Below are 25,579 nucleotides of genomic sequence, written 5' to 3' on the forward strand. Positions count from 1 at the left end.
GGCCGGTGACGACCGGCGCGCTGCTCGTCGCCGGAGCGGTGGCGCTCGGCCTGCCCGCACTGCTGACCGGGATCTGGGCGGCGGACGGCGACCACGACTTCCACGGCGTGGTGGGCCTGTTCGTCCTGACGGCCATGCCCGCCGTCGTCGGGGCCGGGGCGGCGCTGCTGCTCGGCCGGTGGCTGGTGCCGCGGATGCGTACCCCGGCCGGAGGCCCGACCGGCTCGGCGCGGGAGGCGTTGCGGGCGGGCCGGGCCACCGACCCGGCCGTCGACGCCGCCGCCCGCCGGGAGGCCCGCCGCCGGCTCGGCCAACGCTGGTACGTGTGGTTCTGCGTGGTGCTGGCGGCGCTCCAGGCGGTGGTGCTCGTCGGCGCCACCCGGTGGTCCACCCGGCTGACCGCAGGCGTGCTCGTCGTGCTCTGGTCGGCCACGGCTTGGTGGCGCGGGCGCGGCGTCCGGGAGGCCCGCCGCTACCTCGACGCGACGCCGGCCCACCCGGACACGGCGACCGGCGCCGACGGGGATCCGTCGACGCCGGTCGGCGGTGGCGTTACAGGGCCGGCGGGGTGAACGTGCCGACGCTTGACTCCAGCGCGGCGGCGACCCGGTACATCCGGTCGTCGGCCATCGTCGGGGCCATGATCTGCAGGCCCACCGGAAGCCCCTCGGACAGCCCGCACGGCACCGAGATGGCCGGACCGCCGTAGAGGTTGGTCGGGATGGTGAACAGGTCCGCCAGGTACATCTGGTAGGGGTCGGAGGTGCGCGCGCCGATCGGGAACGCCACGAACGGGGTGGTCGGCGAGATAAGCGCGTCCACCTGCTCGAACGCGGTGGTGAAGTCGCGGGTGATCAGCGTGCGGACCTTCTGCGCCTGGCCGTAGTAGGCGTCGTAGTAGCCCGACGACAGCGCGTACGTGCCGATCATGATGCGGCGCTTCACCTCGGGCCCGAAACCGGCCTCGCGGGTCAGCGACATGACCTCCTCCAGCGACCGGTTGCCGTCGTCGCCGACCCGCAGGCCGAAGCGGACGCCGTCGAACCGGGCCAGGTTGGAGGAGCACTCGCTCGGCGCGATCAGGTAGTAGGCCGGCAGCGCGTACTTGAAGTGCGGGCAGGAGATCTCGACGATCTCGGCGCCCAGCTTGGCCAGCGCCTCGACCGACTCGCGGAACGCGGCCATCACGCCCGGCTCGGTGCCCTCGCCGGCGAACTCGGTGACCACGCCGAGCTTCACGCCGGTCAGGTCACCGCTCGCGCCCAGCTTCGCGGCGCCCACCACGTCCGGCACCGGGGCCGGGATCGAGGTGGAGTCGCGCGGGTCGTGGCCGCCGATCACCCGGTGCAGCAGCGCGGCGTCCAGCACGTTGCGCGCGCACGGGCCGGGCGTGTCCAGCGACGAGGAGAACGCCACCAGGCCGTACCGGGAGGTGCCGCCGTAGGTGGGCTTCGCGCCGACCGTGCCGGTGACCGCGCCGGGCTGGCGGATCGAGCCGCCGGTGTCCGAGCCGATCGACAGCGGCGCCTCGTACGCGGCGAGCGCCGCGGCGCTGCCGCCGCCGGAGCCGCCGGGGATGCGCTCGGTGTCCCACGGGTTGCGGGTCGGCCCGTACGCGGAGTATTCGGTGGAGGAGCCCATGGCGAACTCGTCCATGTTCGTCTTGCCGAGCATCACCGTGCCGGCGGCGCGCAGCCGCTCGACGATGGTCGAGTCGTACGGCGGGCGCCAGCCCTCGAGGATCTTCGACCCGACGGTGGTCGGCACGCCCTTGGTGGCGAGCACGTCCTTGACCGCGACCGGCACGCCGGCCAGCGGGCCCAACTCCTCGCCGGCGGCCCGGCGCTCGTCCACGGCCCGGGCGGCGGCCAGGGCGCCGTCGGTGTCGACGTGCAGGAACGCGTGCACCCGGTCGTCGACGGCGCCGATCCGGTCGAGGTGGGCGCGGGTGACCTCGACCGCGGAGGCGTCACCGTTCGCGACGAGCCCGGCGATCTCGACGGCGCTGAGCTTGGTCAGGTCGGTCATGAGGCCACATCCTCGTCCAGGATCCGCGGGACGCGGAACCGCTGCTCCTCGGCGTCGGGTGCGCCCGACAGCACCTCCTGCGGGGTCAGGCTGGGCGTCACCACGTCCTCGCGGAGCACGTTCGTCAACGGCACCGAGTGGGACGTCGGCGGGATGTCCGCCGCGGCGACCTCGCCGACCTGCGCGACCGACTGGAGGATCACGTCCAGCTGGCCGGCGAAGGTGTCCAACTCCTCCTCGGTGACGGCGAGCCGCGACAGTCGCGCGAGGTGCGCGACCTCCTCGCGGGAGATGGCGGCCATCGGGTGCCCCCTTCGTGGCTGTCCTGAGACGTCTTCGGTGTGCCGGCCGCGCGCGAGGCGAACGATGACGCGCGGTGACCGGAGCGAGTCTATTGTCCCGCCGTCACGACGACGCCCTCGACTCCCCCTCCGCCGCCGGGCCACCCCGCCCCTCGGCCTCCCCCGCCGCCGGGCGGACCGGGCGGTAACGCGACAACCAGGTGATCAGGTCGTCCGCCGGCATCGGCCGGGCGTGGAACCAGCCCTGCGCCACGTCGCAGCCGGCCGCGTGCAACAGCCGCCAGGTGCGTTCGTCCTCCACGCCCTCGGCGACCACCCGCAACCCGAGCGCCCCGGCCAGCTCGATCATCGACCGGACGATCGCCGCGTCGTCCGGGTCGTCGGCCATCCCCAGCACGAACGACCGGTCCACCTTCACCTCGGAGAGCGGCAGCCGGCGCAGGTGCTGCAACGAGGAGTAGCCGGTGCCGAAGTCGTCGAGCGCGATGCCCACCCCGATCCGGTGCAACTGGGTGATGCTGGCCAGCACCCGTCTCGGGTCGGCCATCAGCGCGCCCTCGGTGATCTCCACCTGGAGCCGCTGCGGCGGCACACCGTACCGGGTCAACCGGTCGGCGATCTGGTCGGCGATCTCGCCGGTGTGCAGGTCCCGCACGCTGACGTTGAGCGCCGCGCGCAGCGTGAGGCCGGCCGCTGACCACTTGGCGAGCTGCTCCACCACGTCGTCCACCACCCGGCGGGTGAGCAGGCGCATGACCGCGCTCTGCTCGGCGACCTGGATCAGCTCCCCCGGGTCGACCATCCCCCGGCGCGGGTGCCGCCAGCGCAGCAGCGCCTCCACGCCGACCACCTCACCGGTCGCGATGGCGATCTGCGGCTGGTAGTACATGGTGATCTCGCCCGGGTCGCCGGCCGGGTCGTCCGGGTCGCGCGCGCCGGGCACGGCGGGAACGACGCCGGGTGCGGCCGGCTCGCCGCCCGACCGCCCGACGGCCGCCGTGGCCGGGTCCGCCGACGCGGACGACGCCGCCTGCGCGGCCCTCGCGGCCGGCGTGGTGTCGCCACCCGCGGAGGCGGCCGGGCCGGCCGGGTCGCCGGTGTGGGCGGCCCGGCGGCGGATCGGGTCGGCGCCGGTCAGGATCCGCTCGATCAGGTCGTCGTCGGGCCGCGCCTCGACACGCTCCCGGCGGCGTCGCAGCCGCCACCGGGCCGGACCGGCGTCGGGTCGCACCCGGCCCGGGCCGTCCTCGTGGGACCGTCGCTCGTCGCGGGCCGGCCGGGCGGCGGGCAGGCTCGGCCCCAGCGCGGCGCCGTCGCCCCCGCGTACGCCCGCCGGCTCACCGGCCGGCGCGGACAGCGGGGACTCCAGCACCCGGCGCAGGTCGGCCAGGAGACTCAGCCGCTCGGCCGAGTTGTGGTCGGACTCCGGCGCGTAGACCGCGACGGTGTCGGTGCGGTGCTTGGCGTCGTACATGGCGACGTCGGCGTGCCGCATCAGGGTGGCGAAGTCCTCGCCGTGGTCGGGGAAGAGCGCGACGCCTATCGAACCGCCGACGTCCAGCGGCAGCCCGTCCAGCGGCACCGGCTCGGCGAGCGCGGCGACCACCCGGTCGGCCCGCTCCCGGGCCTCGTCGACCCCGGCCAGCCGGGGCACGACGATGGCGAACTCGTCACCGCCGAGCCGCGCCACCAGCTCACCCTCGTCGGCCACGTCGCTCAGCCGGGCGCTCACCTCGACCAGCAGCCGGTCGCCCACCGCGTGCCCGAGCGCGTCGTTGACGTGCTTGAACCGGTCGAGGTCGAGCAGCAGCAGGGCGAGGTGGGCGTCCGGCTCGCCCCGGGCGGCCCGTTCGGCGTGCAGGTGCACCTGCTCGGCGACCTCGGTGAGCAGCGCCTTGCGGTTGGGCAGCCCGGTGAGCGGGTCGACGTCGGCGAGCTGTTCCCGCTCGGCGGAGAGCCGGGCCATCCGGTAGACCGCGAAGAGCGGCACCAGCACCAGCGGGATCAGCGCCGCGCTGACCCGGGCGGCGGCCACCAGCACCGGCGCGAGCAGCAGCAGCGAACCGGTGGAGAGCAGTTCGTAGGCCAGCCCGAGCCGGACGGTGGGCCACCACCGGTCGCCGAAACGCAGCCGGATGGCGGAGTTGACCAGGCCGTAGTTGACCACGAACCAGGCCACCGTGGCGCCGCCCAGCGCCGCCACGTCGGTCCAGTGCAGCCGGCCGCCGCCGAACAGCTCGCCCGCGCCGAGCCGGCTGACCGCGTACGCGGCGGCGAGCGCGCACGCGTACTGGGCGGCGTTGAAGCCGGTGCGCCAGGCGGCGTAACCGAGCCGCCAGCCGGACACGGCCACCGCCACGGCCTGCACCGCCACGGCCGGGCCGAGACCCCAGCCGAGCAGGATGGCGAAGGTGAAGCAGGTCGACGGGAAGAGCGCCGAGGTCTGCCGCCGCCCGGGCGGGACGAACGGACGGGCGTCGCAGGCCACGGCGAGCGTCGCCATGGTCCAGAACGCGACCGGCAGCTCGGTCAGCCGGCCCGGGAGCGCGGCCAGCGGCCCGGCCGAGACGAGCACGGCAACCGCGCCGACCGCACCGACGAAGCCGAAGAACGGCCGGGCCCGCCCGGGCGGGACGGAGTTGCGTGGGTCGCCCGTCGCCATCGCACCCCCCGGGAGCGGTCGTGGCGCGCGCCGTCACACGCCGTACGCCAATGAAACGCCCTCCGGGCCGGTTTCCCCGACATGACAGCCACGAATCGGTCGCAGTCGTAATTAAGTTGGTATACGCCGCGTGCGGCCCTCAGCCCTCCACCCGGGCCACCGCCCGGGCCGCCTCCGGGCCGGAATCCAGCAGCACCCGGAACCCGTCCTCGTCGAGGATCGGCAGCTTCAGCGTCGCCGCCTTGTCGGCCTTCGAGCCGGGATTGTCGCCGACCACCACGAAACCGGTCTTCTTGGAGACCGACCCGGTGACCTTTCCGCCCCGGCTCTGGATCTCCTCGGCGGCCTGGTCGCGGCTGAACCCGGACAGCGTGCCGGTGACCACGACGGTGATCCCGTCGAGCGGCCGGGGCCCCTCGTCACCGGCCTCCTCGACCATCCGGACGCCCGCCTCGGCCCACTTGCGGACCACGTCGCGGTGCCAGTCGACGGCGAACCACTCCTTGAGGCTCGCGGCGATGGTCGGACCGACGCCGTCCACCGAGGACAGCTCCTCCTCGGCGGCCTCCTCGATCACGGTGATCGACCGGAAGTGCCGGGCCAGCGCCTGGGCCGCGGTCGGGCCGACGTGCCGGATGGAGAGCGCCACCAGCACCCGCCACAGGTCGCGTTCCTTGGCCACGGCGAGGTTGTCGAGCAGCTTGGTGGCGTTGCTGCCGAGCGTGCCGTCCTTGTTGACGAAGAACGGCGAGCGGCTCAGCTGCTCGGCGTCGAGCGCGAACAGGTCGCCCTCGTCGGTGATGATCCCGGCGTCGAGCAGCGCGGCGGCGCCCTTGTAGCCGAGCACCTCAATGTCGAAGGCGCCGCGACCGGCCAGGTGGAAGACCCGCTCCCGCAACTGCGCCGGGCAGCTGCGCGAGTTGGGGCAGCGGATGTCGACGTCGCTCTCCTTGGCCGGCGCCAGCGGGGTGCCGCAGGCCGGGCAGGTGGTCGGCATGACGAACGCCCGGGCGTCGGGCGGGCGCAGCTCGACCACCGGGCCGAGCACCTCGGGGATGACGTCGCCGGCCTTGCGCAGAACCACGGTGTCGCCGATGAGCACGCCCTTGCGTTCCACCTCGCGGGCGTTGTGCAGGGTGGCGAGCGCGACCGTGGAACCGGCCACCCGGACCGGCTCCAGGACGGCGAACGGGGTGACCCGGCCGGTGCGCCCGACGTTGACGTCGATGTCGAGCAGCTTGGTGTTGACTTCTTCCGGTGGGTATTTGAAGGCGATCGCCCAGCGCGGCGCGCGGCTGGTGGAGCCGAGGCGGCCCTGGATGGAGACCGGGTCGACCTTGACCACCACGCCGTCGATCTCGTGCTCGACGTCGTGGCGGTGCTCGCCGTAGTGGGCGATGTATTCCGCCACGCCGGCCAGGTCCTCCACCACCTTCCAGCGGTCGCTGGTGGGCAGCCCCCACGCCTTGAGCGCGGCGTAGGCCGCGGACTGCGCGGCCGGCCGGTAGCCCCGGCGGGCGCCGATCCCGTGCACGACCAGGCGCAGCGGCCGGGAGGCGGTGACCCTCGGGTCCTTCTGCCGGAGGCTGCCGGCGGCGGCGTTGCGCGGGTTGGCGAACGGCGCCTTGCCCTGCTCGACCAGGCTCGCGTTGAGGTCGGCGAACCCGGCCACCGGGAAGTAGATCTCGCCACGGACCTCGAGCAGCTCCGGCACGTCGGGGAAGTCGTCGGCCGGGGTGAGTCGCGCCGGCACGCCCCGGATGCTGCGCACGTTGGCGGTGACGTCCTCACCGGTGCGGCCGTCGCCGCGGGTGGCCGCCCGCACCAGCCGGCCCTTCTCGTAGGTCAGGTTGATGGCCAGCCCGTCGACCTTCAGCTCGCACAGGTAGGGCACCGGGCCGCCGGCGTCGCGCTCGACCCGCTCGGCCCAGGCCGCCAGCTCCTCGTCGGCGAACGCGTTGTCGAGCGAGAGCATCCGCTCGGCGTGGGTGACCGGGGTGAAGTCGGTGGAGAACGTGCCGCCGACCCGCTGGGTGGGCGAGTCGGGGGTGCGCAACGCCGGGTATTCCGCCTCCAGCGCCTCCAGCTCGCGCAACTGCCTGTCGAACTCGGCGTCGGTGATCGTCGGCGCGTCCAGCACGTAGTAGCGGTATTGGTGCTCGGTGAGCTCCTGGCTCAACGTGGCGTGCCGCTCCCGGACCGCCGGGGTCGGCTCGGCGCCGGCCGCTGCCTCCTGGGCGGCGTCGACCGTCTGGGGAACCGCTTCTTCGGACACGCCGCCTTCGGACACCGCTGTCGACCTCCCGTGCTCGCGCTACCCGAGAACCGTAGCGGTCGGGGGTGACAACCGTCCGGCCACCCGCGCTGAGCAGGCGTGCGGGCGTGCCGGCGGCGCGCCTCGCGCCGGCCGGGCGGATGGGTCGCGACCGTGCGACGATCGCGACGGCGGCGGTGGGCCGAAACGGACGGAAGGCGACGACTGATGCGCGACGGGTTGATCTGGGCGCTGGTGATCGTGGCCTGCGTGGCCGCGGGATGGCTGTGGAGCGAGTGGCGCCGCCGGTCCGCCGACCGGACGGCCGGGACGGGCCGGCGCGGCCGGGCCGGGGACGGCCGGCGACCGGGCCCCGGGGACGGCGGCCGGCCCGGGAGACCGCCCCGCGGTGGCCGCGCCGCGGGCGGGCCCGGTGGCGGCCGGACCAGCGCCCCGCCCCGGCCGCGTGCCGCCGGGCGGCCGGACCGGGGCGCCCCGCGCCCGGGGGAGATCTGGTGGGCCGACGTGCCCTATGCCGACGGCACCGGCTCGAAGGTGCGGCCCTGCCTGGTGTTGCGGGTCGACGGCGCCGACGCCGAGGTCCTGAAGATCACCAGCCAGGACAAGTCGGACCGGGACGACCACGTGGCCATCCCCACCCGGAGCTGGGACGCCGACGCCGAGCACGACAGCTGGCTGGACGTCAGCGAACCGATCCCGGTGCCGGTCGCCGACTTCGCCGACAAGGCCGGCGACTGCGCCCCGGAGCTGTGGCGGCAGGTGCGCCGGCTCCCCCACCTCGCCGCCTGAGCAGGACCCGCCATAGTGGTGCGGTGACGACTCGTACCCCCGACACCGGGCCGGCCGTGCGGACCCGCCGGGTGCTGGCGGTGCTGGCATCGCTCGCCGGCGGGCCGCTGCTGCTGCTCTACGGCTATCTGCTGGCCTGGTTCAGCCCCGAGGTGACCTCGGACCGGGCCGCCGACCGCGGCGCGGTCCTCTGGGTGGTCCTGTTGGCGACCTGCGTGGCGGCAGCCGGCTGCCTGCTCGGCGGCTGGCTCCGACTGGGCCGGCCGGGGCGCTGGTGGCCCTGGCCGGTCGGCGTCGCGGCGGCGCTGGCGGTGGGCTGGCTCGCGGCCGGCGCACTGCTCTGAGCCACCCGGCGGGCAACCGGCGTACATATCTCCCGATCGATCCATCCGGATGATCCCCGCAGCCACCGGGCGCTGATAACTTCCCAGGACCGAGCGCGTCTAGGCGCTCGACGGGGGGCGCCCGGGCGCCGGGAAATGAGGACGGACCATGGGGGGACACTGGCGTGCCCGAATCGCGGCGGCCCTGGTTGCCGCGGTCGGCTGGGCCGGGCTGGCGGTGCCGGCCGCGCCGGCCCGCGCCGCGGAGTTGCCGTCGGGCGGGATGACCGGAGCGCAACTCACGACGCTCTTCAACGACTACGGCAACACCAGCGGACGGTGGAGCGGCGCGGACAGCACCGCCTCGGTGGCGCTTCCGGACGGCCGGGTGGCGTGGCTCTTCTCCGACACCATGCTGGGCACCGTCAACGCGGACCTCAGCCGGCCGCGGAGCAGCCCGATGATCAACAACTCGGCGGTGGTGCAGGACGGCGCGGCGCTCACGGCGACCGTCCACGGTGGCAACACCACCTCCCCGCAGTCGCTGATCCCCTCCGGGGTGCCCGGCGAGTGGTACTGGATCGCCGACGCGACGGTGGAGGGCAACTCGGTCCGGGCGCTGGTCAACCGCTACAAGCGGACCGGCGAGGGCAGTCTCGACGTCGCGCTGACCGGCACCGCGCTGGCCACCCTGGCGCTGCCCGGCCTCACCACCACCTCGGTCACCGAGCTGCCGTTGGGCAGCGCGATCGCCTGGGGCGCCGCCGTCCTGGAGGACGGCCCCTGGACGTACGTCTACGGCTCCGAGTACGTGGCCGCCGACCAGCAGCGCTTCGCGCACCTGGCCCGGGTGCCCGCCGGCGGGCTCGCCGGCGGCTGGCAGTTCTGGACCGGGACCGGCTGGTCCGGCGCGGTCGCCGACTCGGCGCGGCTGCCGCTCTCCGGCGTCGGCACCGCGTTCGGCGCGCAGCGGGTGGGCGACCAGTACGTGATCGTCACGGTGCAGGGCAACGTCACGTTCGGCACCCAGGTGATCGCCTACACCGCCGCCGCGCCGACCGGCCCGTTCAGCGGCCCGATCGACCTGTTCACCGCGCCCGAACCGGCGGCGCGGCAGGGCGTGATCGTCTACGACGCCCGGCTCCACCCGGAGCTGGCCCCGTCCGGCCGGCTGCTGGTGTCGTACAACGTGCACAGCCTCAACGCCGACGACCTCTACACCGACGCCCGGATCTACCGGCCCCGCTTCGTCGACGTGGCCTGGCCCCGGCCGGTGCCCGACCCGGCGCTGCTGCCCGCCGCCCCGACCGCGCTGACCGCCACCACCGACCCGACCGGCGCGATCCACCTGTCGTGGCCGGCGGTAGCCGGCACCGGGATCAGCTACGAGGTCCACCAGCGCGACGTCACCGTCGGCCAGACCCACTTCGCCCGGGTGGCACAGCCGACCGGGACCACCGCCGACGTGGGCGGCACGAAGACCGGGCACACCTACGAGTTCAAGGTGGCCGCGCGCAACTCCACAGGCGTGGGACAGCCCTCGCCGACCCGCAACGTCGCGGTGACCATCGCGCCACCGCCCACGCCCACCAACCTGACCGCGACCGCCGGCACCGACGGCTCGGTCAAGCTCACCTGGTCCGCCGTCCCGTACGCCTGGCGCTACGACGTGCTGCGACGGGACGTCACCGCCGGGGAGACCGAATTCGCCCCGGTCAACGACGACAACCCGATCGACCTGACCGCCACCGCCACCTGGCTCGCCCGGGACCACGAGTACGAGTTCGTCATCACCGCGAGCCACGGCGGTGGTGAGTCGCCCCGGTCGGCGTCGGTCCGCGCCACCGCCCGGTACGCGGTGCCGGCCGCGCCGGCGAACCTGACCGCCACGGCCCGCGCCGACGGCCAGATCGACCTCGCCTGGCAGGGCCCGTCCGAGGGGGTGCAGTTCCTGGTACGCCAGCGGGACGTGACGGCCGGCGAGACCGAGTTCACCCAACTGCCGCTGCCGATCACCAGTTGCTGCGCGATGACCGCCGGCTACCTGACCCACGGTCACGAGTACGAGTACACCGTCAGCGCGAGCAACCTGGGCGGCGACTCGGCGGTGTCGAACACCGCCCGGGCCACCTCCACGTACCCGAGGCCGTCGGCGCCGGGCACCCTGACCGCCGTGGCCGGTAACGGCCAGGTCCAGCTGACGTGGGGCGCGAGCGCGACACCGAGCGCCTGGTACTGGATCTACCGGCGGGACGTCACCGCGGAGGAGACCGAGTTCACCCAACTGCCGCTGCCGGTCGCGACGTGCTGCACGGTGGACATCGGTTACCTGGCCAACGGGCACACCTACGAGTTCAAGGTGACCACCACGGCGCAGGGCGGCGAGTCCCTGCCGTCGAACCTGGTGCGGGCGACGCCGCGCCGCCCGCTCCCCGGCCAGGTGACCGCGCTGTCGGCGACCGCGCTCAGCGACGGGAAGATCAAGCTGAGCTGGACCAAACCGGAGGACAACCTCTACTACTGGGTCTACCAGCGCGACGTCACCGCCGGCCAGACGAGCTTCACCAAGCTGGCGTACCCGGTGACCACCTGCTGCACCATCAGTCTCGGGCTGCTCGCCCACAACCACGTCTACGAGTTCAAGGTGGCCGCGAACAACGAGACCGGCGACGGGCCGACCTCGACGGTGGCCCGGGCCACCGCGTTCTACCAGCCACCCGCCGCCCCGGCCGGGCTCACCGCGGTGGCCGCCGGTGACGGCAGCATCGACCTGGACTGGGACGCGCTGGGGCCGGACCTCTTCTACTGGATCTACTTCCGGGACGTGACCGCCGGGCAGACCGCCTTCACCCGGTCGGTGTACCCCACCGACCGCACCTCGGCCACCTGGGGCTCGCTGGTGCACGGGCACGTGTACGAGTTCAAGGTGGCCGCCAGCAACGCCGGTGGTGAGGGAACCGCTTCCGGCGCCGTGCGAGCGACGGCGCTCGGCGGACTGCCACAGCCGCCGTCCGGGCTGAGCGCAAGCGCGGGCGACGGGAAGGTGACGTTGCGCTGGACCGCCAGCCCCACGGCCAACGTCTACTACTGGATCGAGATGCGTTCCTCCGGCGGCGCCTGGAAACGCCTCCCGTACCCGGTCAGCACCTGCTGCTCCTTCACCGTCGACCTGCTCGCCAACGGCACCACGTACGACTTCCGACTCCGGGCCAACAACGTCTCGGGTGACTCGGGAGCCTCCAACGTGGCCAGCGCCCGGCCGCTGCCGCCGCTGCCGCAGGCGCCGTCCGGGCTGAGCGCGAGCGCGGGCGACGGGAAAGTGACGCTGCGCTGGACCGCCAGCCCCACGGCCAACGTCTACTACTGGATCGAGATGCGCCCCTCCGGCGGCGCCTGGAAACGCCTCCCGTACCCGGACAGCACCTGCTGCTCCTTCACCGCCGAACTGCTCGACAACGGCACCACCTACGAGTTCCGGGTCCGGGCCAACAACCTCGCCGGCGACTCGGGGGCGTCGAACACGGCCAGCGCCCGGCCCATGCCGCCGCTGCCACAGCCGCCGACCAGCTTGACCGCGACCGCCTCCGGGGACACCGCCGCCAAGCTTTCCTGGCGGGCCAGCAGCACCGGCAACGTCTATTACTGGATCTACTACCGGCTCGCCGGGCAGTCGGCCTGGACCAAGGCGCGGTACCCGCTGAGCACCTGCTGCACGTTCACGATGAGCCTGCTCACCCCGGGCAAGACGTACGACTTCCAGCTCCGGGCGGAGAATCTCACCGGCTACAGCTCGGCGTCGAACACGGCGAGCGTGACGCTCACCATCACCGCCCCCGGCACCCCGCAGGACGTGCGGGCGGTGCCGCAGACCACCTCCTCGGACGTCCGGGTGTCGTGGAACGCGGTGAGCGCGGCGACCGGCTACACGGTCGAGGTGAAGGCCTGCCGGGGTGACTCGTGGCGAGTGGTCGGCATCATGATCACCAGCACGTACGCCACCGTCCGGTACTCCGCCGGCTGCTACCAGTACCGGGTCATCGCCGACCGGTACGGCAAGCAGGGATCCGCCTCCTCCGGCAAGTTCGCCTTCGGCACGGTCGACGACTACCCGTGGGGTTCCGGCTTCCCCTGGATCGACCGGTACGGCTTCGTGCTGCAACAGTGCACGTCGTTCGTGGCGTCCCGGGTCTACAAGTACATCGCGCACGACCCGCCGGGCTTCACCGCGCTGAACTACTGGCACGCGAAGAACTGGGACAACGCCGCCCCGGACCACGGCGGCATGGTGTCGCAGACGCCGGCGGTGGGTGCGATCGCCCAGTGGAACGGCGGCGACTACGGCCACGTCGCCTGGGTGGCCGGCATCGACGGGTCCTACATCATCATCGAGGAGTACAACTACACCAACGAGAGCGCCTACTCACGACGCCGGATCCTGGCGTCCAGCGTGGACAACTACCTGTCGGTGATGTGACAGGCGCGGGGCCGGGCGGGCGCGTCCGCCCGGCCCCGCCCGCCAGGTCAGTCGGCGGCGGCGGCCAGGGTGGTGAGCTGGTCGGCGTACTCGATGCGGGTGGACCAGGCCGCCGGCCAGGCGGCCATGCCGTGCGCGGCCCCGACGAATGCGCCGGCCAGCGCGGCGATGGAGTCGGAGTCGCCGGCCGTGGTGGCGCCGCGGGCCAGCGCGCCGACCGGGTCGTCGGGGTGCCGCAGCGCGCAGAGCAGCGCGGTGGCCAGCGCCTCCTCGGCGATCCAGCCCTCGCCGGTGAGCCGGCACGGGTCACCGCCGTCGTCGGGGCGGGCCAGGGCAGCGTCGAGCCGACCGAGCACCCGCAGGCAGTCGTCCCAACCCCGGGCGATGAACTCGGCGCCGGTGGTGCCGCCGGGACGCTGCCACAGGTCGCCGAGCCAGTCGCCCCGGTAGACCGTGCGCTGCTCGTGGGCCCGCGCGGTGAGCAGGCCGGGCAGCTCGGGCAGCGCGGCGCCGTCGCGCAGCAGCCGGACCGCGTACGCGGTCAGCTCGCTCGCCGCCAGCCCGGTCGGGTGACCGTGGGTGAGCCCGGCCTGGAGCTGGGCCAGGCCGGCCATCGTGTCGAGGTCGACGTCGATCAGCCCGACCGGGGTGACCCGCATGTTCGCGCCGCAGCCCTTCGAGCCGGCGACCGTGGCCTCCTGCCAGCGGGTGCCGCGGCTCAGCTCGGCGCAGGCGCGCAGGCAGGTCATGCCCGGCGCGCGGTTGTTCTCCGGGCTGACCGACCAGTCGACGAAGCGCCGCCGCAGCAGCGGCTCCACCGCCTCGGCCGTGTGGGTGGGCGCGTCGTGCAGCGCCCAGGCCACGGCCAACGCCATCTGGGTGTCGTCGGTGACCTGCGCCGGGTCACCCTCCAGTTCGCGCGGGCCGGCCGGGCCGTAGCGCTTGACGATCTCGGCGACGGTGAGGAACTCGGTCGGCTTGCCCAGGGCGTCGCCGTAGGCCAGGCCGAAGAGCGAGCCGGCGGCGCGACGGTCGGTGGAGGCGGTCACGGTGGTGATCATGCACCGACCGCGCAAACTCGGCGCGGTCAGTCCCAGCAGAGGCAGAACGGGTGGCCGACCGGGTCGGCGTAGACCCGGAAGTCCTCCCCCTCGCCGGGCAGCCGCCGCGCGCCCAGCGCCAGCGCCGCCTTCTCGGCCACCTCGATGTCGTCCACCGTCACGTCCAGGTGGAACTGCTGCGGCCGCTCCGGGTCGGGCCAGGCGGGGGCGCGCAGGTCGAGCGCCTTCTGGAAGGCCAGCCGCGGCAGGTGCCCGGGTGGGCCGCCGAGCACCACCCACTCGTCGCCGTCGGAGTTCTCCTCGATCAGCGGCAGGCCGAGCAGCTCGGCGTAGAAGCCGGCCAGCGCGCGCGGATCGGGGCAGTCGATCACGGTGGAACGCAGTCGTCCGATCATGTGAGCCATCCTGCCCCCGGGGTACGACAGGAGAACGTCACTCCTCGGCGAGTCGCCGGCCGGCGTCGCGGCAGGCGGCAAGCACCGCCCGGGCGTACGCCGGGGTGGCGCCGGCCAGGCCGCACGCGGGCGTGACCACCACCTGCTCGGCCAGCCGGCGGCGGGGGAAGCCGAGCTGGTCCCAGACCCGGCGGACCCGGTCGGCGACCTCGGCCGACGTCGGCGCCCGGCCGGACGGCGGCGGCAGGGTCGGCGCGGCGCCGGCCAGCAGACCGAACCCGGCGTCGATCGCCGCACCGAGCGGGTCCAGGTCGGTGACCAGGGACAGGTCGAGGGCGACGCCGGTGGCGCCGGCCGAGCGGATCAGCTCCAACGGCACGTCCGGCGCGCAGCAGTGCACCAACGTGGGGACCCCGGCCGCGTCGAGCACGTCGCCCAGCAGCGCCCGTGCCACCTCCGCCTCCACCGCACGGTGGGTGCCGAAGCCGCTCTCGGTGGGCACCCGGCCGGCCAGCACCGCCGGCAGCGACGGCTCGTCGAGCTGGAGCAGCACCGAGGCGCGGGGCAGCCGCCGGGTCACCGCCGTCAGGTGCCCTCGCAACCCTTCGCCCAGCGAGCCGGCGAGGTCGCGCACCGCGCCCGGGTCACGCAGCACCCGGCCGCCGAGCGGCAGTTCCAGCGTGGCGGCCAGGGTGAACGGGCCGGCGGCCTGGACCTTCACCGGACCCGCGTACTCCTCGGCCTGCTCGGCGAGCTGGTCGAGGTCGCGTTCCATGAGGTCACGCGCCCGGCGCAGGTCCCGCCCGGGCCGTGGGGCGATCCGCCAACGGGCCGCGTACAGCTCGACCGGCAGTTCGACCAGTAGGCCGGCGGTGCGTCCGACGAGGTCCGCGCCCGGACCCCGGGCGGGCAGCTCCGGCAGGTGCGGCAGGGCGGGCAGCTCACCGAGCACGATCCGCTGCGCTTCGGCGATGTCGGTGCCGGGCAACGAACCGATTCCGGTCGCCGCTCCGGCCGGCCAGGGCCACTGCTGATCAGTCACCGCCGAAGCCTATCCACCGTGCCGTGCGGCGCGGGCAACGCGGGCCGGCGCAGGCAGGCACGGCCGGCGCGGGCAGGCACGGACAGCCAATGGTGACGCGGGGTGCGGGCGGACGACCGATGCGCCGTGGACCAGCGGCATCGACGCCCCGAGTGCCTACGAACTTGATGGCGTGGATGACTCGGTGGGAAACAGTCCGGGCACGGGTTCGCGCCGACGGGAGGTCCACCGCCGTTCGTCGCGGTGACTCATCCGTGCCATCAGGTTTGTAGGCATCCGCGGCGAGGTGCGCTCCCGCCGTGTCGGCATGTCCGTGCCGGAGAGACAGGAAGCACCGGAGCGGCTCAGGCGGAAGCGGAGCGGCGCGTCCGGGCGGTGATCCGTCAGGCGGCGATGGTGGCGGAGCCGAGGACCACGTCGCCGGCCGGGTCCGGCCGGTAGGCCACGATCGCCTGGCCGGCGGCGACCCCGCGCAGCGGGCGACGCAGTGAGGCGTGCAGCCCGTCGGCGTCCACCGAGACGGCGGCCGGCACCACGTCGCCGTGGGCCCGCAGCTGCACCTCGCACTCGATCGGCCCGTCCGGGCGCGGCCCGCCGGTCCAGACCGGGCGGGTGGCCCGCACCGAGGAGACCTCCAGCGCCTCCGCCGGGCCGACCGTCACGGTGTTGGTCTTCGGCGTGATGGAGAGCACGTAGCGGGGTCGACCGTCCGGCGCCGGCCGATCCAGGTGCAGCCCGCGCCGCTGCCCGACGGTGTACTGGTAGGCGCCGCTGTGGTTGCCCACGACCGCGCCGGTGAGCGCGTCCACCACCTGGCCCGGCGCCTCGCCGAGCCGCTGGGCCAGGAAACCACGGGTGTCGCCGTCGGCGATGAAGCAGATGTCGTGCGAGTCCGGCTTGTCGGCCACGGCCAGGCCGCGCCGGGCCGCCTCGGCGCGCACCTCGGCCTTGGTGGAGTCGCCGAGCGGGAAGACCGACCGGTCGAGCTGCGCGCGGGTCAGCACCGCCAGCACGTACGACTGGTCCTTGGCCGGGTCGACGCTGCGCCGCAGCAGGCCGTCCGGGCCGAGCCGGGCGTGGTGGCCGGTCACCACCGCGTCGAAGCCCAGGGCCACGGCCCGGTCCAGCACCGCGGCGAACTTGATCTTCTCGTTGCAGCGCAGGCACGGGTTCGGGGTACGACCGGCGGCGTACTCGGCGACGAAGTCGTCGACCACGTCGTCGTGGAACCGGTCCGCCATGTCCCACACGTAGAACGGGATGCCGAGCACGTCCGCGGCGCGCCGGGCGTCCCGGGAGTCCTCAAGCGTGCAGCAGCCCCGGGCGCCGGTGCGGTAGGTCTGCGGGTTGCGCGCCAGCGCCAGGTGCACCCCGGTCACGTCGTGCCCGGCCTCCACCGCCCGCGCCGCCGCGACGGCGGAGTCCACCCCGCCCGACATCGCCGCCAGAACCCTCACCAGCCGACTCCCCTCGTCCTCAGCACCGAGGGTATCCGGCTCAGCGGGGGGTGCGGAGGGCGGCCGCGCGGCGGGCCCGCTCCACGGCGGCCGGCAGCGCGGCGATGAGCGCGTCGACGTCCGCGTCGGTGCTGGTGTGACCGAGCGTGAAACGCAGCGAGGAGCGGGCCCGGTCGTCGTCGGCGCCCATCGCCATCAGCACGTGCGAGGGCTGGGCCACACCCGCCGAGCAGGCCGAGCCGGTCGAGCAGGCGATGCCCTGGGCGTCGAGGAGCAGCAGCAGCGCGTCCCCCTCGCAGCCGGGGAAGGAGAAGTGCGCGTTGCCGGGGAGCCGATCCGTCGGGTCGCCGTTGAAGACCACCTCGGGCACCGCCCGCCGGACGCGCTCGACCAGCTCGTCGCGGAGCGCGGCGACGCGGGCCGCGTACTCCTGCTGGCCCTTCACCGCGGCCTCGACGGCGACCGCGAACGCGACGATGCCGGCGGTGTCCAGCGTGCCGGAGCGGACGTCCCGCTCCTGGCCGCCGCCGTGCAGCAGCGGCGTCGCGGCGACGTCGCGGGCCAGCAGCAGCGCGCCCACGCCGGTCGGCCCGCCGAGCTTGTGCCCGGTCACGGTGAGCGCGGACACCCCGCTGGCGGCGAAGTCGACAGGCACCTGCCCGACCGCCTGGATCGCGTCGGTGTGGAACGGCACCCCGTGCGCGGCGGCGACCGCGGCCAGCTCGGCCACCGGCTGGACGGTGCCGACCTCGTTGTTGGCCCACATGGCGGTGGCCACCGCCACCCGGTCGCCGTGATCGGCCAGCTCGGCGCGGAGCCGCTCCGGGTCGAGCCGGCCGGTCGCGTCGACGGAGAGCCAGCCGACCTCCGCGCCCTCGTGACCGACCAGCCAGTCCACCGAGTCCAGCACCGCGTGGTGCTCGACCGCGCTGGAAACCACCCGGACCCGCTCGGCCCGGGCGTCACGGCGGGCCCAGAAGATGCCCTTCACGGCGAGGTTGTCGCTCTCCGTGCCGCCGCCGGTGAAGATCACCTCGGACGGGCGGGCGCCGAGCGCGGCGGCCACCCGCTCGCGGGACTCCTCCACCCGGCGTCGGGCACGACGGCCCGCCGCGTGCAGCGACGACGCGTTTCCCACCTCGCGAGCGGTGGCGACGTACGCCTCGAGTGCCTCGTCGAGCATCGGGGTCGTCGCCGCGTGATCCAGGTATGCCATCACGGCTCAGCCTAACGGCCGGTGGACCGGCCACCGCTGGCCGGACCGCCCGTCCCGCACTCGCCGGGACGGGCGGTCCGGCCCTTCATGCGGGAACCGCGGTGACCACGATGTTGTCGCGGTAGTGCCGGGTCCTCGCATCGAACGGGCCGCCGCAGGTGATCAGCGTCAGGCGCGGCTTTCCGTCGCGGGCGAAGTACCGCTCCAGCGGGATCTTCGTCTTCGTGTACTCCTCCCGGGCCACCACCCGGTAGCGCAGTTCCTTCCCGTCCGAGCCGGTGGCGGTCAGGGTGTCCCCCCGGTCCAGCTCGCGGAGCCGGAAGAACGCCCCCTTGCCCTGGTCGGCGCTGTCCACGTGCCCGGCGATCACCACCGAGCCAACGGCCGCCTCCAGGCCCGGGCCGTAGCGGTACCAGCCGACCTGGTCGACGCTGGGCGGCACCTCGAACTCGTCGGTGCGCTCGTTGATGCCGACCGGGTTGACCGAGGCGGTGACCCCGATCGGCGGGATGCGCAGCCGTACCGGTGGCACGGGCTTGTCGTCCGCCGGCAGCGTGCCGGCGCCGACCGGCACGGACGCGTCCCCGGTCGCCGCCGCCGTCGGCGTCGCGGCGGGGGTGCTGCTGGCCAGCGCCGCCGCCTCGTCGCCGCCGACGTCCTCGGCGGGTTGGGACCCGCAGGCGACAAGGGTCGCCACGGTGAGCGCGGCGGCGCCGGCGGCGATGGCCGCCAGCGCCCCGCGGTTGCGCACCGTCATCGGCGACCGGCCCGGGCGGTCGCCACCCGCGCCCCGCCGCCGACCAGGAGCAGCACGCCGGCGCCGGCCAGCACGTACCACCAGGTGTCCACGCCGGTGCCGGCCTGGCCACCGGTGCCGCTGGGCACGCCGCCCGGGGCCGAGTGCAGACCGCTGATGGTCTGCGCGACCAGGTCCAGGTTCTTGGCGTCGGCGGAGCCGATCGCGTAGACGATGGTGGCGGTGCCCTCCTTCAGGTTCAGGTCGGCCGGGCCGATGGCGACGGTGTCGGTGCCGGCGAGCACCACGTCCGCCTTGACGGTGCCGGCGGCCAGGTCGGCCTTGGCCTCCTTCGGGTTGGTCAGACCCTCGAAGACCGGCTTGCCGCCGGCCCGCACGTCGACGGCCGGGGCGGCGGCGGTGTGCCGGACGATCAGCCGGGCCTTGCCGGCGCCCACCTTGGACACGTCGTTGACGAACGGGGTGATCTGCGGCTTGCCGTCGGCGCTCAGGTGGGCGGCGAGGCTGATGTTGGCCCCACCCGGCACCGCGGCGTCGTCGACCTTGAGGATCGCCTTGTCGATCGCCTCACCGGGCTTGGTCAGCGCGATGTCGTACTCGCCCTCGGGGAGGGTGAGCGGGCCGGCCACGTCGCCGGGCTTGAAGTTGTTCAGCGTCTTCTTGCCGTTGACGTAGACGTCGACCGGGGTGTCCGGGATGCCGTGGACCACGGAGACCTTCGACGAGGCGGCGTAGGCCGGGCTCATGGTGGCGGCGCCCACGCCGGCGAAGGTGAGGGCGGCCACCGCGCCGCCTGCGGCGACCCGACGGAACATGGCGAGCTGCATTTGACTGCCTCCTGGTGGTTGGTGCTGATTCGTCAGGCCTGGCTTGCAGAACGGGTTACGCCGGCCCGGACGCCGCCGGATGCGCTCCGGATCGGGTTTCTTTTTCCGGCCGCGGACGCATCCGCCGGCGCCCTCGGCGACGAAGGGGAGGTGACGGGGGTTGCGCGACGCACACCGGGAGAGTGGGGCGGGGGCGGTGGGAGTTACAGTCGGGTATGCCCCACGGAAGGCGAGCCGCCCGGTGACGGCGGCCAGGCAGGGCCCCGAGCCGCCGGTCGAGGACGATCTCGCGACGCGGTTCCGCGACGGCGACGAGGCCGCCCTGCGCGAGGCGTACGACCGGTTCGGCCGAGCGGTGCTGCATCTGGCCAGCACGACGCTTGTCAACCGGAGTGACGCCGAGGACGTGACCCAGGCGACGTTCGTCGCCGCCTGGCTCGGCCGGGAGACGTTCGACCCGGCGAAAGGCTCACTGATCGGCTGGCTGCTCGGCATCGCGCGACGCAAGGTGGTCGACCGGATCCGGGCCGCGGCCCGGGAGACCCGGGTGGTCGAGACGGTGAAGCAACTGCCCGAGCCGGTGGACACCGGCCCCGACCCCGACACGGTGGTCGACCGGCTGGTGGTCGCCGACGAGCTGGCCCGGCTACCCGACGAGCAACGTCGGATGCTGGAGCTGGCGTTCTACGACGACCTGACACATCAGCAGATCTCGACCGTCACAGGAGTGCCGCTCGGCACGGTGAAGAGCCACATCCGACGCGGAATGCAGAGCCTGAAACGCAGATGGGAGGTGGACGGTGCAGCACCTGGACCACGACCGGCTGGTCTTTCTGGCGCTCGGTGAGAGCGAGGCGGCCGACGGAGAATCCACCCATCTCGACACCTGCGGTCACTGTCGGGGCGAACTGGAGACGCTCCGGCACGTCGCCGGGCTCGGCGCCGGCACCCAGGGCCTGACCGACCTGCCGGCTCCGCCGGAGCACGTCTGGCAGGGCATCGTCGCCGAGATCCGGGCCGCCGAGGAACTGCCCACGTTGAACGGTCGCCGCCCGCCGCGGGCCGGCGACGAGGCCGGTGACCCGGCCGGACGGGCGGCTGTCGCGACCCGTGGCCGTCGGTGGCCCCGCTGGGCGAGCACGGCGGTCACCGCCACCGCCGCCGCGATCATCGGGGTGGCGGGCACCGCCGTGGTGCTCGGCGGCGGCGACGAACCCGCGCCGCAGCCGACGGTGCTGGCCAGCGCGCCCCTGGCCGCGTTCGGCTCGACCCCGAAGGACGCCTCGGGCGACGCCCGGGTGCTCGGTGACGACCAACTGCATCTGCATGTGGCGAATCTCCCGAGCGTTCCGGGGTACTACGAGGTCTGGCTGATCGACCCGAAGACGATGAGGATGTTCTCGGTGGGCACGTTGAGCAAGGGATCGGGGGACGCGTTGCTGCCGATCCCCCGCAACGTGGACCTGGGCACCTTCTCCGTCGTCGACGTCAGCGCCGAGCAGTACGACAACAAGCCCGCCCACTCCGGCGACAGCCTGCTGAGGGGCACCCTGACGGGCTGATCGGCGGGCCGGCTCAGCTCCCCGGCCCGCCGATCAGCTCCCTACGTGGCAGAAGGCCGCCGCCCGGATCACCGGACGGCGGCCTCTTCCTGCGGACCCGGAGGTCACTTGCGCTTGCGGATCTCCTCGGCGGCCTGCGGAACGATCTTGAACAGGTCGCCGACCACGCCGTAGTCGGCCAGCTCGAAGATCGGCGCCTCGCCGTCCTTGTTCACCGCGACGATGGTCTTCGAGGTCTGCATGCCGGCCCGGTGCTGGATCGCGCCGGAGATGCCGAGCGCGACGTAGAGCTGCGGGGAGACCGTCTTGCCGGTCTGGCCGACCTGGAACTGGTGCGGGTAGAAGCCGGAGTCGACCGCCGCGCGGGACGCGCCGACCGCGCCGCCGAGCAGGTCGGCCAACTCCTCCACCAGCTTGAAGTTGTCGGCGTTGCCGACACCGCGGCCGCCGGAGACGACGATCGAGGCCTCGGTCAGCTCGGGGCGGGAGCCCTTCTGCTCGGCGACCCGCTCGACGACCTTGGCCAGCTTGTCCGCGTCGGTGACCGACACGGTGAGCTGCTCGACGGCCGAGGTGGCCGCGGCCGGAGTCGGGTTGAGCGAGTTGGGCCGGACGGTGACCAGCGGCAGGCCCTTGGTGACCTTGGCCTTGACGATGGTGGAGCCGGCGAACGCGACCTGGGTGGCGGTGCCGTCGGCGTCCAGGCCGACCACGTCGGTCAGGATGCCGTTGCCCAGCTTGACCGCCAGGCGGGCGGCGATCTCCTTGCCCTCCTGCGAGGAGGCGAGCAGCACGGCAGCCGGCTGCACCCGCTTGACCAGCTCGGCGACCACGGTTGCCTTCGGGGCCACCAGGAAGCCGTCGATCTCCTCGCCCTCGGCGGCGTAGATCTTCTCCGCGCCGTACTCGCCAAGCTTGGCGCTCAACGCGTCGGCCGCGCCGGCGCCGCCGAGCACGACCGCGCTCGGGGTGCCCAGCTCGCGGGCGAGGGTGAGCATCTCCAGGGTGACCTTCTTGACGCCGAATTCCCGGGTGGCTTCGACGACGACGAGAACCTCAGACATGTCCAGACCTCTCACACGAACTTCTCGGTGGCGAGGAACTCGACCAGCTTGACGCCGCCCTCGCCCTCGTCGGTGATCTTCTCGCCGCCGGAGCGCGGCGGACGCTTGGTGTGCTCCAGCACCGCGCTGGTAGCGCCGTCGAGGCCCACCTCGGTCGGAGCCACGCCCAGGTCACCCAGGGAGAGCGTCTGCACCGGCTTCTTCTTCGCGGCCATGATGCCCTTGAAGGACGGGTAGCGCGGCTCGTTGATGGTGTCCCAGACGGAGACCACGGCCGGGGTGGAGGCGGTGACCACCTCGTAGCCCTCCTCGGTCTGCCGCTCGGCGGTGAGGGTGGAGCCGTCGACGGTGAGCTTGCGCGCGCCGGTCAGGGCGGCCACGCCCAGCCGCTCGGCGATCATGTGCGGCATGACCTGCACCCGACCGTCGGTGGACTCGGCGCCGCAGATGACCAGGTCGGCGTTGAGCTGCCCGAGGGCGGCCGCGAGCACCTTCGAGGTGGCCACCGCGCAGGAGCCGTGCAGCGCGTCGTCGACGACGTGGACGGCCTTGTCCGGCCCCATGGAGAGCGCCTTGCGGATCGACTCGGTCGCCCGGTCCGGCCCCATGGTCAGGATGGTGACCTCGCCGCCGTGCGCCTCCTTGATCTTCAACGCCTCTTCGATGGCGTACTCGTCCATCTCGTTGATGACGTTGTTCGCCGAGCCGCGGTCGACGGTGTTGTCGTCAGGACGCAGGTTGCGGTCCGCGCCCGAATCGGGCACCTGCTTGACGAGTACGACGATGTTCATCGCGCTTCGACGACCCTCCTGTTTGGTGTAGCGATCACTCGCCCGGTCACGGGCGCAGCCTCCCGCGTGACTTAACGCTCGGTCAACCGCGAGACGCTGTGCACTTGCCCACGGAGCAATGTTACCCGCAAGTAGCATCGACTCCCCGGGGACCCGGGGTGACGCAACTCACCGTAGCCGAGGGGGCTCAGGCCGCGTCGGCAAGCGCCGCCCGGACCTTGTCGATCGCCGCCGCCTCGGCCGGCTCCATCCCCCGGTGCGCCTGCGCCACCCGGTCCGCCGCCGCCAGCACCACCGACCGGTACGCCTCGACGTCCCCCGGCGACTTGGCCCGCAGGATCTCCACCGCCCGGCCCAGCGCGGGCAGCACCACCGACTCGATCTCCAGCGCCGAGTCGCGGGGCAGCTGCGGCAGCGGGCCGGTGGTGAGCGCCTCCTTGACCACGCCGCCGGCGTCGCCGAGCGCCCCGGAGGCGGCGATGCTCTCCCGCACCATGGCCAGCATCCCCGGCACCGCGTTGGAGACCAGGAAGACCGCCCCGAACGCGCCGGTCTTGAGGGTGAGCTGCTCGTCCGCCGTCAACCGGTCCATGATCACGGAGTGTAGACGTACGGCGTGGTGGTGGTGACCGCAACGAGCCCGAGTCGCTCCAAAATGGGCCGGCTGTCCGGCGAGCAGTCCACCTGCACCAGCGTCTTGCCGCGCTGCTGCGCCAGCCGCGCCCGGTAGGCCACCAGCGCCCGGTAGATGCCCTTGCGCCGCCACTGCGGCAGCGTCGACCCGCCCCAGAGGCTGACGAAGCCGCCGTCGCCCTCGTAGCGGATCCACCCGGCGCTGACCACCGTCTCCCCGGCCTCGGCCACCACGATCGCGATCGACTGCGGGTCCGCCTCGATCTCGCGGGCCAGCCCGGTCACCAGGTGACCGCGGTCGGAGTGCCAGACCTCCTCCTCCATGGCGGCGATCCGCTCCAGGTCGGCCCGGCTGGTGACCTCGCGCAGGCGTACCCCCTCGGGGAGCACCGGGACGGCGGCGGCCAGCGGCGCCACCGGGCCGATCACGACGGTCTCCTGGTCCTCCGGGACGAAGCCGGCCGCGCGCAGCCGGTCACCCAGATCGGCCGGCTCGTCGTGGCCGGCGAGCTTCCACTCGACCGCCTCGCCCCGGGCCCGGAAGAACTCGACCTGCCGGGCGATCAGCGCGTCCAGCTCGGCGCCGGCCAGGCCGTCCAGCGTCCGGTAGGTGAGGAAGCCGCGCTGGTCCAGGCCGAGCACCCGGAACAGCGGGCCGTCCCGGTCCACGGTCACCCCGGCGGGCACCGGGTCGGGCAGCTCCGGGCGGATCTGGCTGTCGTAGGCCTCACGCAGGGCGCGCGCGTCAAGATCGGTCATCCCCCCAGGCTAGGCCGGAGGCCAAGCGGATAATCGGTGCCGTGTGGGAGTCGATCAGGCGCTGGTTCGACCCGCGGGAGCTGCGTTCGGTCGGCACCCCGCCGGACTACCGTTTCTCGCTGGCCAACGAGCGGACGTTCCTGGCCTGGCTGCGTACCGGGTTGGCGCTGGTCGCGGGCGGGTTGGCCGCCGCGCAGTTCCTCCCCCCGCTGCCCCTGGCCCACCTGCGGGAGGCGCTCGCCGTCGGGCTGCTGCTGCTCGGCGCCACCGTGTCGATCCGCGCGGTGGACCACTGGGCCCGCACCGAACGCGCGATCCGGCTGGGCGAGGAACTGCCGGCGTCCCGCTTCCCGGCCGTACTGGCGCTGATCGTCGCGGCCGGCGCGCTGCTGCTGGTGATCGCCGTGCTGCTCCGGGGGACCCCATGACGGACACTCCGGGGGACCCCATGACGGACATCGGGCTGCCCGCGGAACGTACCCGGCTCTCCTGGCGGCGCACCCTGCTCACCCTGACCGCGGTGCTGCTGCTCCAGCTCCGGCCGGCGTTCACCGGCCGCGTCGTGGACGCGGTGCTGGCCGGGGCCGCGGTCGTGGTCTGGCTGGCCGTGCTGGCGGCCGCCTGGCGGCGGGCCACCGGCGCCGGCCCACGCCGGCTCGGCCGCATGTCGATGCCGCTGGCCGCGCTCGGCGCGGCCGCCCTGGCCCTGCTCGGCGTGGCGCACGTGCTCGGGAAGGTGCGCTGACCGCGCCCGGTGCGCCATCATGAGGCATGGCCCGCCTCTACGTACTGCTGTTCCTGGTCCAGGTCGTGCTCGCCGTGTGCGCGCTGATCAGCTGCCTCTCCGCCGAGGACGGGCAGGTCAAGGCGCTGCCCCGGCTGGTCTGGGTGCTGGTCATCCTGTTCTTCCCGCTGGTCGGCTCGATCGCCTGGTTCGTGGCCGGTCGTGAGCGGCCGACCGGCGTCACCGCGTCCGGCGGGCCCGCCGCCCCGGCCCGCCGCCCGATCGCGCCGGACGACGACCCGGACTTCCTCGCCTCGCTCGACGAGCGCTCCCGCACCGAGGACCGGGAGCGTCTCCAGCGCTGGGAGGACGACCTGCGCCGCCGCGAGGAGGAGCTGCGCCGCCGCCCGGACGACCGGGACCGCCCGGAGGTCTGAG

The 25,579-nt window shown here is 73.9% G+C and carries 24 protein-coding genes; 9 read left to right on the top strand and 15 right to left on the bottom strand.

Annotated elements, in window-relative coordinates; genetic code table 11:
• Window positions 1–5: 5 nt before the first annotated feature.
• Window positions 6–572, top strand: coding sequence for a hypothetical protein (locus ACGFI2_RS01420; RefSeq protein ID WP_393508789.1), 567 nt, complete (start codon window positions 6–8; stop codon window positions 570–572).
• On the opposite strand, the gene gatA is transcribed toward ACGFI2_RS01420, so the two are convergent.
• The 4 genes from gatA to ligA form a co-directional block, all read right to left on the bottom strand.
• Window positions 553–2,028, bottom strand: a complete 1,476-nt coding sequence (gatA, locus tag ACGFI2_RS01425; protein ID WP_393508792.1) for an Asp-tRNA(Asn)/Glu-tRNA(Gln) amidotransferase subunit GatA — start codon at window positions 2,026–2,028, stop codon at window positions 553–555. The two genes, ACGFI2_RS01420 and gatA, sit on opposite strands and share 20 nt — an antisense overlap.
• The gene (gatC, locus tag ACGFI2_RS01430; RefSeq protein WP_091580658.1) at window positions 2,025–2,330 is read right to left on the bottom strand and encodes an Asp-tRNA(Asn)/Glu-tRNA(Gln) amidotransferase subunit GatC; all 306 of its coding nucleotides are present in this window, start codon (window positions 2,328–2,330) and stop codon (window positions 2,025–2,027) included. Before gatC ends, gatA begins: the two co-directional genes overlap by 4 nt.
• 103 nt (window positions 2,331–2,433) lie before the next feature.
• Window positions 2,434–4,992, bottom strand: coding sequence for a putative bifunctional diguanylate cyclase/phosphodiesterase (locus tag ACGFI2_RS01435; protein WP_393508795.1), 2,559 nt, complete (start codon window positions 4,990–4,992; stop codon window positions 2,434–2,436).
• A gap of 139 nt (window positions 4,993–5,131) precedes the next feature.
• On the bottom strand, window positions 5,132–7,267 hold the full coding sequence (gene ligA, locus ACGFI2_RS01440; RefSeq protein ID WP_393508798.1) for an NAD-dependent DNA ligase LigA: 2,136 nt from the start codon (window positions 7,265–7,267) through the stop codon (window positions 5,132–5,134).
• A 207-nt stretch (window positions 7,268–7,474) separates the two neighbouring features.
• Between ligA and ACGFI2_RS01445 the strand changes: the two genes are divergently transcribed.
• The 3 genes from ACGFI2_RS01445 to ACGFI2_RS01455 all read left to right on the top strand — a co-directional run bounded on the left by ACGFI2_RS01445 (window position 7,475) and on the right by ACGFI2_RS01455 (window position 12,853).
• The gene (locus ACGFI2_RS01445) at window positions 7,475–8,056 is read left to right on the top strand and encodes a type II toxin-antitoxin system PemK/MazF family toxin (protein ID WP_393508801.1); all 582 of its coding nucleotides are present in this window, start codon (window positions 7,475–7,477) and stop codon (window positions 8,054–8,056) included.
• A gap of 23 nt (window positions 8,057–8,079) precedes the next feature.
• Window positions 8,080–8,400, top strand: coding sequence for a hypothetical protein (locus ACGFI2_RS01450; RefSeq protein ID WP_393508804.1), 321 nt, complete (start codon window positions 8,080–8,082; stop codon window positions 8,398–8,400).
• 148 nt (window positions 8,401–8,548) lie between these two features.
• Window positions 8,549–12,853 (top strand): fibronectin type III domain-containing protein, encoded by a 4,305-nt coding sequence (locus tag ACGFI2_RS01455; protein ID WP_393508807.1) that lies wholly within the window; start codon window positions 8,549–8,551, stop codon window positions 12,851–12,853.
• A 47-nt stretch (window positions 12,854–12,900) separates the two neighbouring features.
• On the opposite strand, the gene ACGFI2_RS01460 is transcribed toward ACGFI2_RS01455, so the two are convergent.
• The 7 genes from ACGFI2_RS01460 to ACGFI2_RS01490 all read right to left on the bottom strand — a co-directional run bounded on the left by ACGFI2_RS01460 (window position 12,901) and on the right by ACGFI2_RS01490 (window position 19,608).
• A complete protein-coding gene (locus ACGFI2_RS01460; RefSeq protein WP_393508810.1) occupies window positions 12,901–13,914 on the bottom strand; it encodes an ADP-ribosylglycohydrolase family protein in 1,014 nt (337 codons plus the stop codon).
• A 26-nt stretch (window positions 13,915–13,940) separates the two neighbouring features.
• Window positions 13,941–14,309 (bottom strand): VOC family protein, encoded by a 369-nt coding sequence (locus tag ACGFI2_RS01465; RefSeq protein WP_393508813.1) that lies wholly within the window; start codon window positions 14,307–14,309, stop codon window positions 13,941–13,943.
• Between the two features lie 37 nt (window positions 14,310–14,346).
• Window positions 14,347–15,351, bottom strand: a complete 1,005-nt coding sequence (locus ACGFI2_RS01470) for a methionine synthase (RefSeq protein WP_393508816.1) — start codon at window positions 15,349–15,351, stop codon at window positions 14,347–14,349.
• Between the two features lie 383 nt (window positions 15,352–15,734).
• Entirely contained in the window at window positions 15,735–16,808 is a 1,074-nt protein-coding gene (mnmA, locus tag ACGFI2_RS01475) for a tRNA 2-thiouridine(34) synthase MnmA (RefSeq protein WP_393508818.1), read from the bottom strand.
• 40 nt (window positions 16,809–16,848) lie between these two features.
• The gene (locus ACGFI2_RS01480) at window positions 16,849–18,024 is read right to left on the bottom strand and encodes a cysteine desulfurase family protein (protein WP_393508821.1); all 1,176 of its coding nucleotides are present in this window, start codon (window positions 18,022–18,024) and stop codon (window positions 16,849–16,851) included.
• Window positions 18,025–18,109: 85 nt separating this feature from the next.
• Window positions 18,110–18,781 carry a class F sortase gene (locus ACGFI2_RS01485; protein ID WP_393508824.1) on the bottom strand — a complete coding sequence of 224 codons (672 nt, stop codon included), beginning with the start codon at window positions 18,779–18,781 and terminating at the stop codon, window positions 18,110–18,112.
• Window positions 18,778–19,608 (bottom strand): DUF4397 domain-containing protein, encoded by an 831-nt coding sequence (locus ACGFI2_RS01490; protein ID WP_393508827.1) that lies wholly within the window; start codon window positions 19,606–19,608, stop codon window positions 18,778–18,780. Before ACGFI2_RS01490 ends, ACGFI2_RS01485 begins: the two co-directional genes overlap by 4 nt.
• A 241-nt stretch (window positions 19,609–19,849) precedes the next feature.
• Between ACGFI2_RS01490 and ACGFI2_RS01495 the strand changes: the two genes are divergently transcribed.
• Window positions 19,850–20,455: an RNA polymerase sigma factor gene (locus ACGFI2_RS01495; RefSeq protein ID WP_393508830.1), complete on the top strand. Its 606-nt coding sequence runs from the start codon at window positions 19,850–19,852 to the stop codon at window positions 20,453–20,455.
• Window positions 20,409–21,170 (top strand): anti-sigma factor, encoded by a 762-nt coding sequence (locus ACGFI2_RS01500; RefSeq protein ID WP_393508833.1) that lies wholly within the window; start codon window positions 20,409–20,411, stop codon window positions 21,168–21,170. Before ACGFI2_RS01495 ends, ACGFI2_RS01500 begins: the two co-directional genes overlap by 47 nt.
• A 104-nt stretch (window positions 21,171–21,274) precedes the next feature.
• On the opposite strand, the gene ACGFI2_RS01505 is transcribed toward ACGFI2_RS01500, so the two are convergent.
• The 4 genes from ACGFI2_RS01505 to ACGFI2_RS01520 all read right to left on the bottom strand — a co-directional run bounded on the left by ACGFI2_RS01505 (window position 21,275) and on the right by ACGFI2_RS01520 (window position 24,417).
• The gene (locus tag ACGFI2_RS01505; protein WP_393508836.1) at window positions 21,275–22,234 is read right to left on the bottom strand and encodes an electron transfer flavoprotein subunit alpha/FixB family protein; all 960 of its coding nucleotides are present in this window, start codon (window positions 22,232–22,234) and stop codon (window positions 21,275–21,277) included.
• 11 nt (window positions 22,235–22,245) lie between these two features.
• Window positions 22,246–23,025, bottom strand: a complete 780-nt coding sequence (locus ACGFI2_RS01510; protein ID WP_393508839.1) for an electron transfer flavoprotein subunit beta/FixA family protein — start codon at window positions 23,023–23,025, stop codon at window positions 22,246–22,248.
• 187 nt (window positions 23,026–23,212) lie between these two features.
• The gene (locus ACGFI2_RS01515) at window positions 23,213–23,617 is read right to left on the bottom strand and encodes a hypothetical protein (protein WP_393508842.1); all 405 of its coding nucleotides are present in this window, start codon (window positions 23,615–23,617) and stop codon (window positions 23,213–23,215) included.
• Window positions 23,618–23,619: 2 nt separating this feature from the next.
• On the bottom strand, window positions 23,620–24,417 hold the full coding sequence (locus tag ACGFI2_RS01520; RefSeq protein WP_393508845.1) for a GNAT family N-acetyltransferase: 798 nt from the start codon (window positions 24,415–24,417) through the stop codon (window positions 23,620–23,622).
• A 41-nt stretch (window positions 24,418–24,458) separates the two neighbouring features.
• Here ACGFI2_RS01520 and ACGFI2_RS01525 point away from each other — a divergent pair, with 41 nt between their 5' ends.
• From ACGFI2_RS01525 to ACGFI2_RS01535, 3 genes are read left to right on the top strand one after another with little or no spacing between them, the layout of a single operon-like run.
• Window positions 24,459–24,845, top strand: coding sequence for a YidH family protein (locus ACGFI2_RS01525; RefSeq protein ID WP_393508847.1), 387 nt, complete (start codon window positions 24,459–24,461; stop codon window positions 24,843–24,845).
• 20 nt (window positions 24,846–24,865) lie between these two features.
• Window positions 24,866–25,162: a DUF202 domain-containing protein gene (locus ACGFI2_RS01530; protein WP_393508849.1), complete on the top strand. Its 297-nt coding sequence runs from the start codon at window positions 24,866–24,868 to the stop codon at window positions 25,160–25,162.
• A gap of 26 nt (window positions 25,163–25,188) precedes the next feature.
• Window positions 25,189–25,578, top strand: coding sequence for a PLD nuclease N-terminal domain-containing protein (locus tag ACGFI2_RS01535; protein WP_393508852.1), 390 nt, complete (start codon window positions 25,189–25,191; stop codon window positions 25,576–25,578).
• The last annotated feature ends 1 nt before the right edge of the window (window position 25,579 follow it).

The organism is Micromonospora sp. NPDC049282 (genome assembly GCF_043197045.1).
Classification (GTDB): domain Bacteria; phylum Actinomycetota; class Actinomycetes; order Mycobacteriales; family Micromonosporaceae; genus Micromonospora.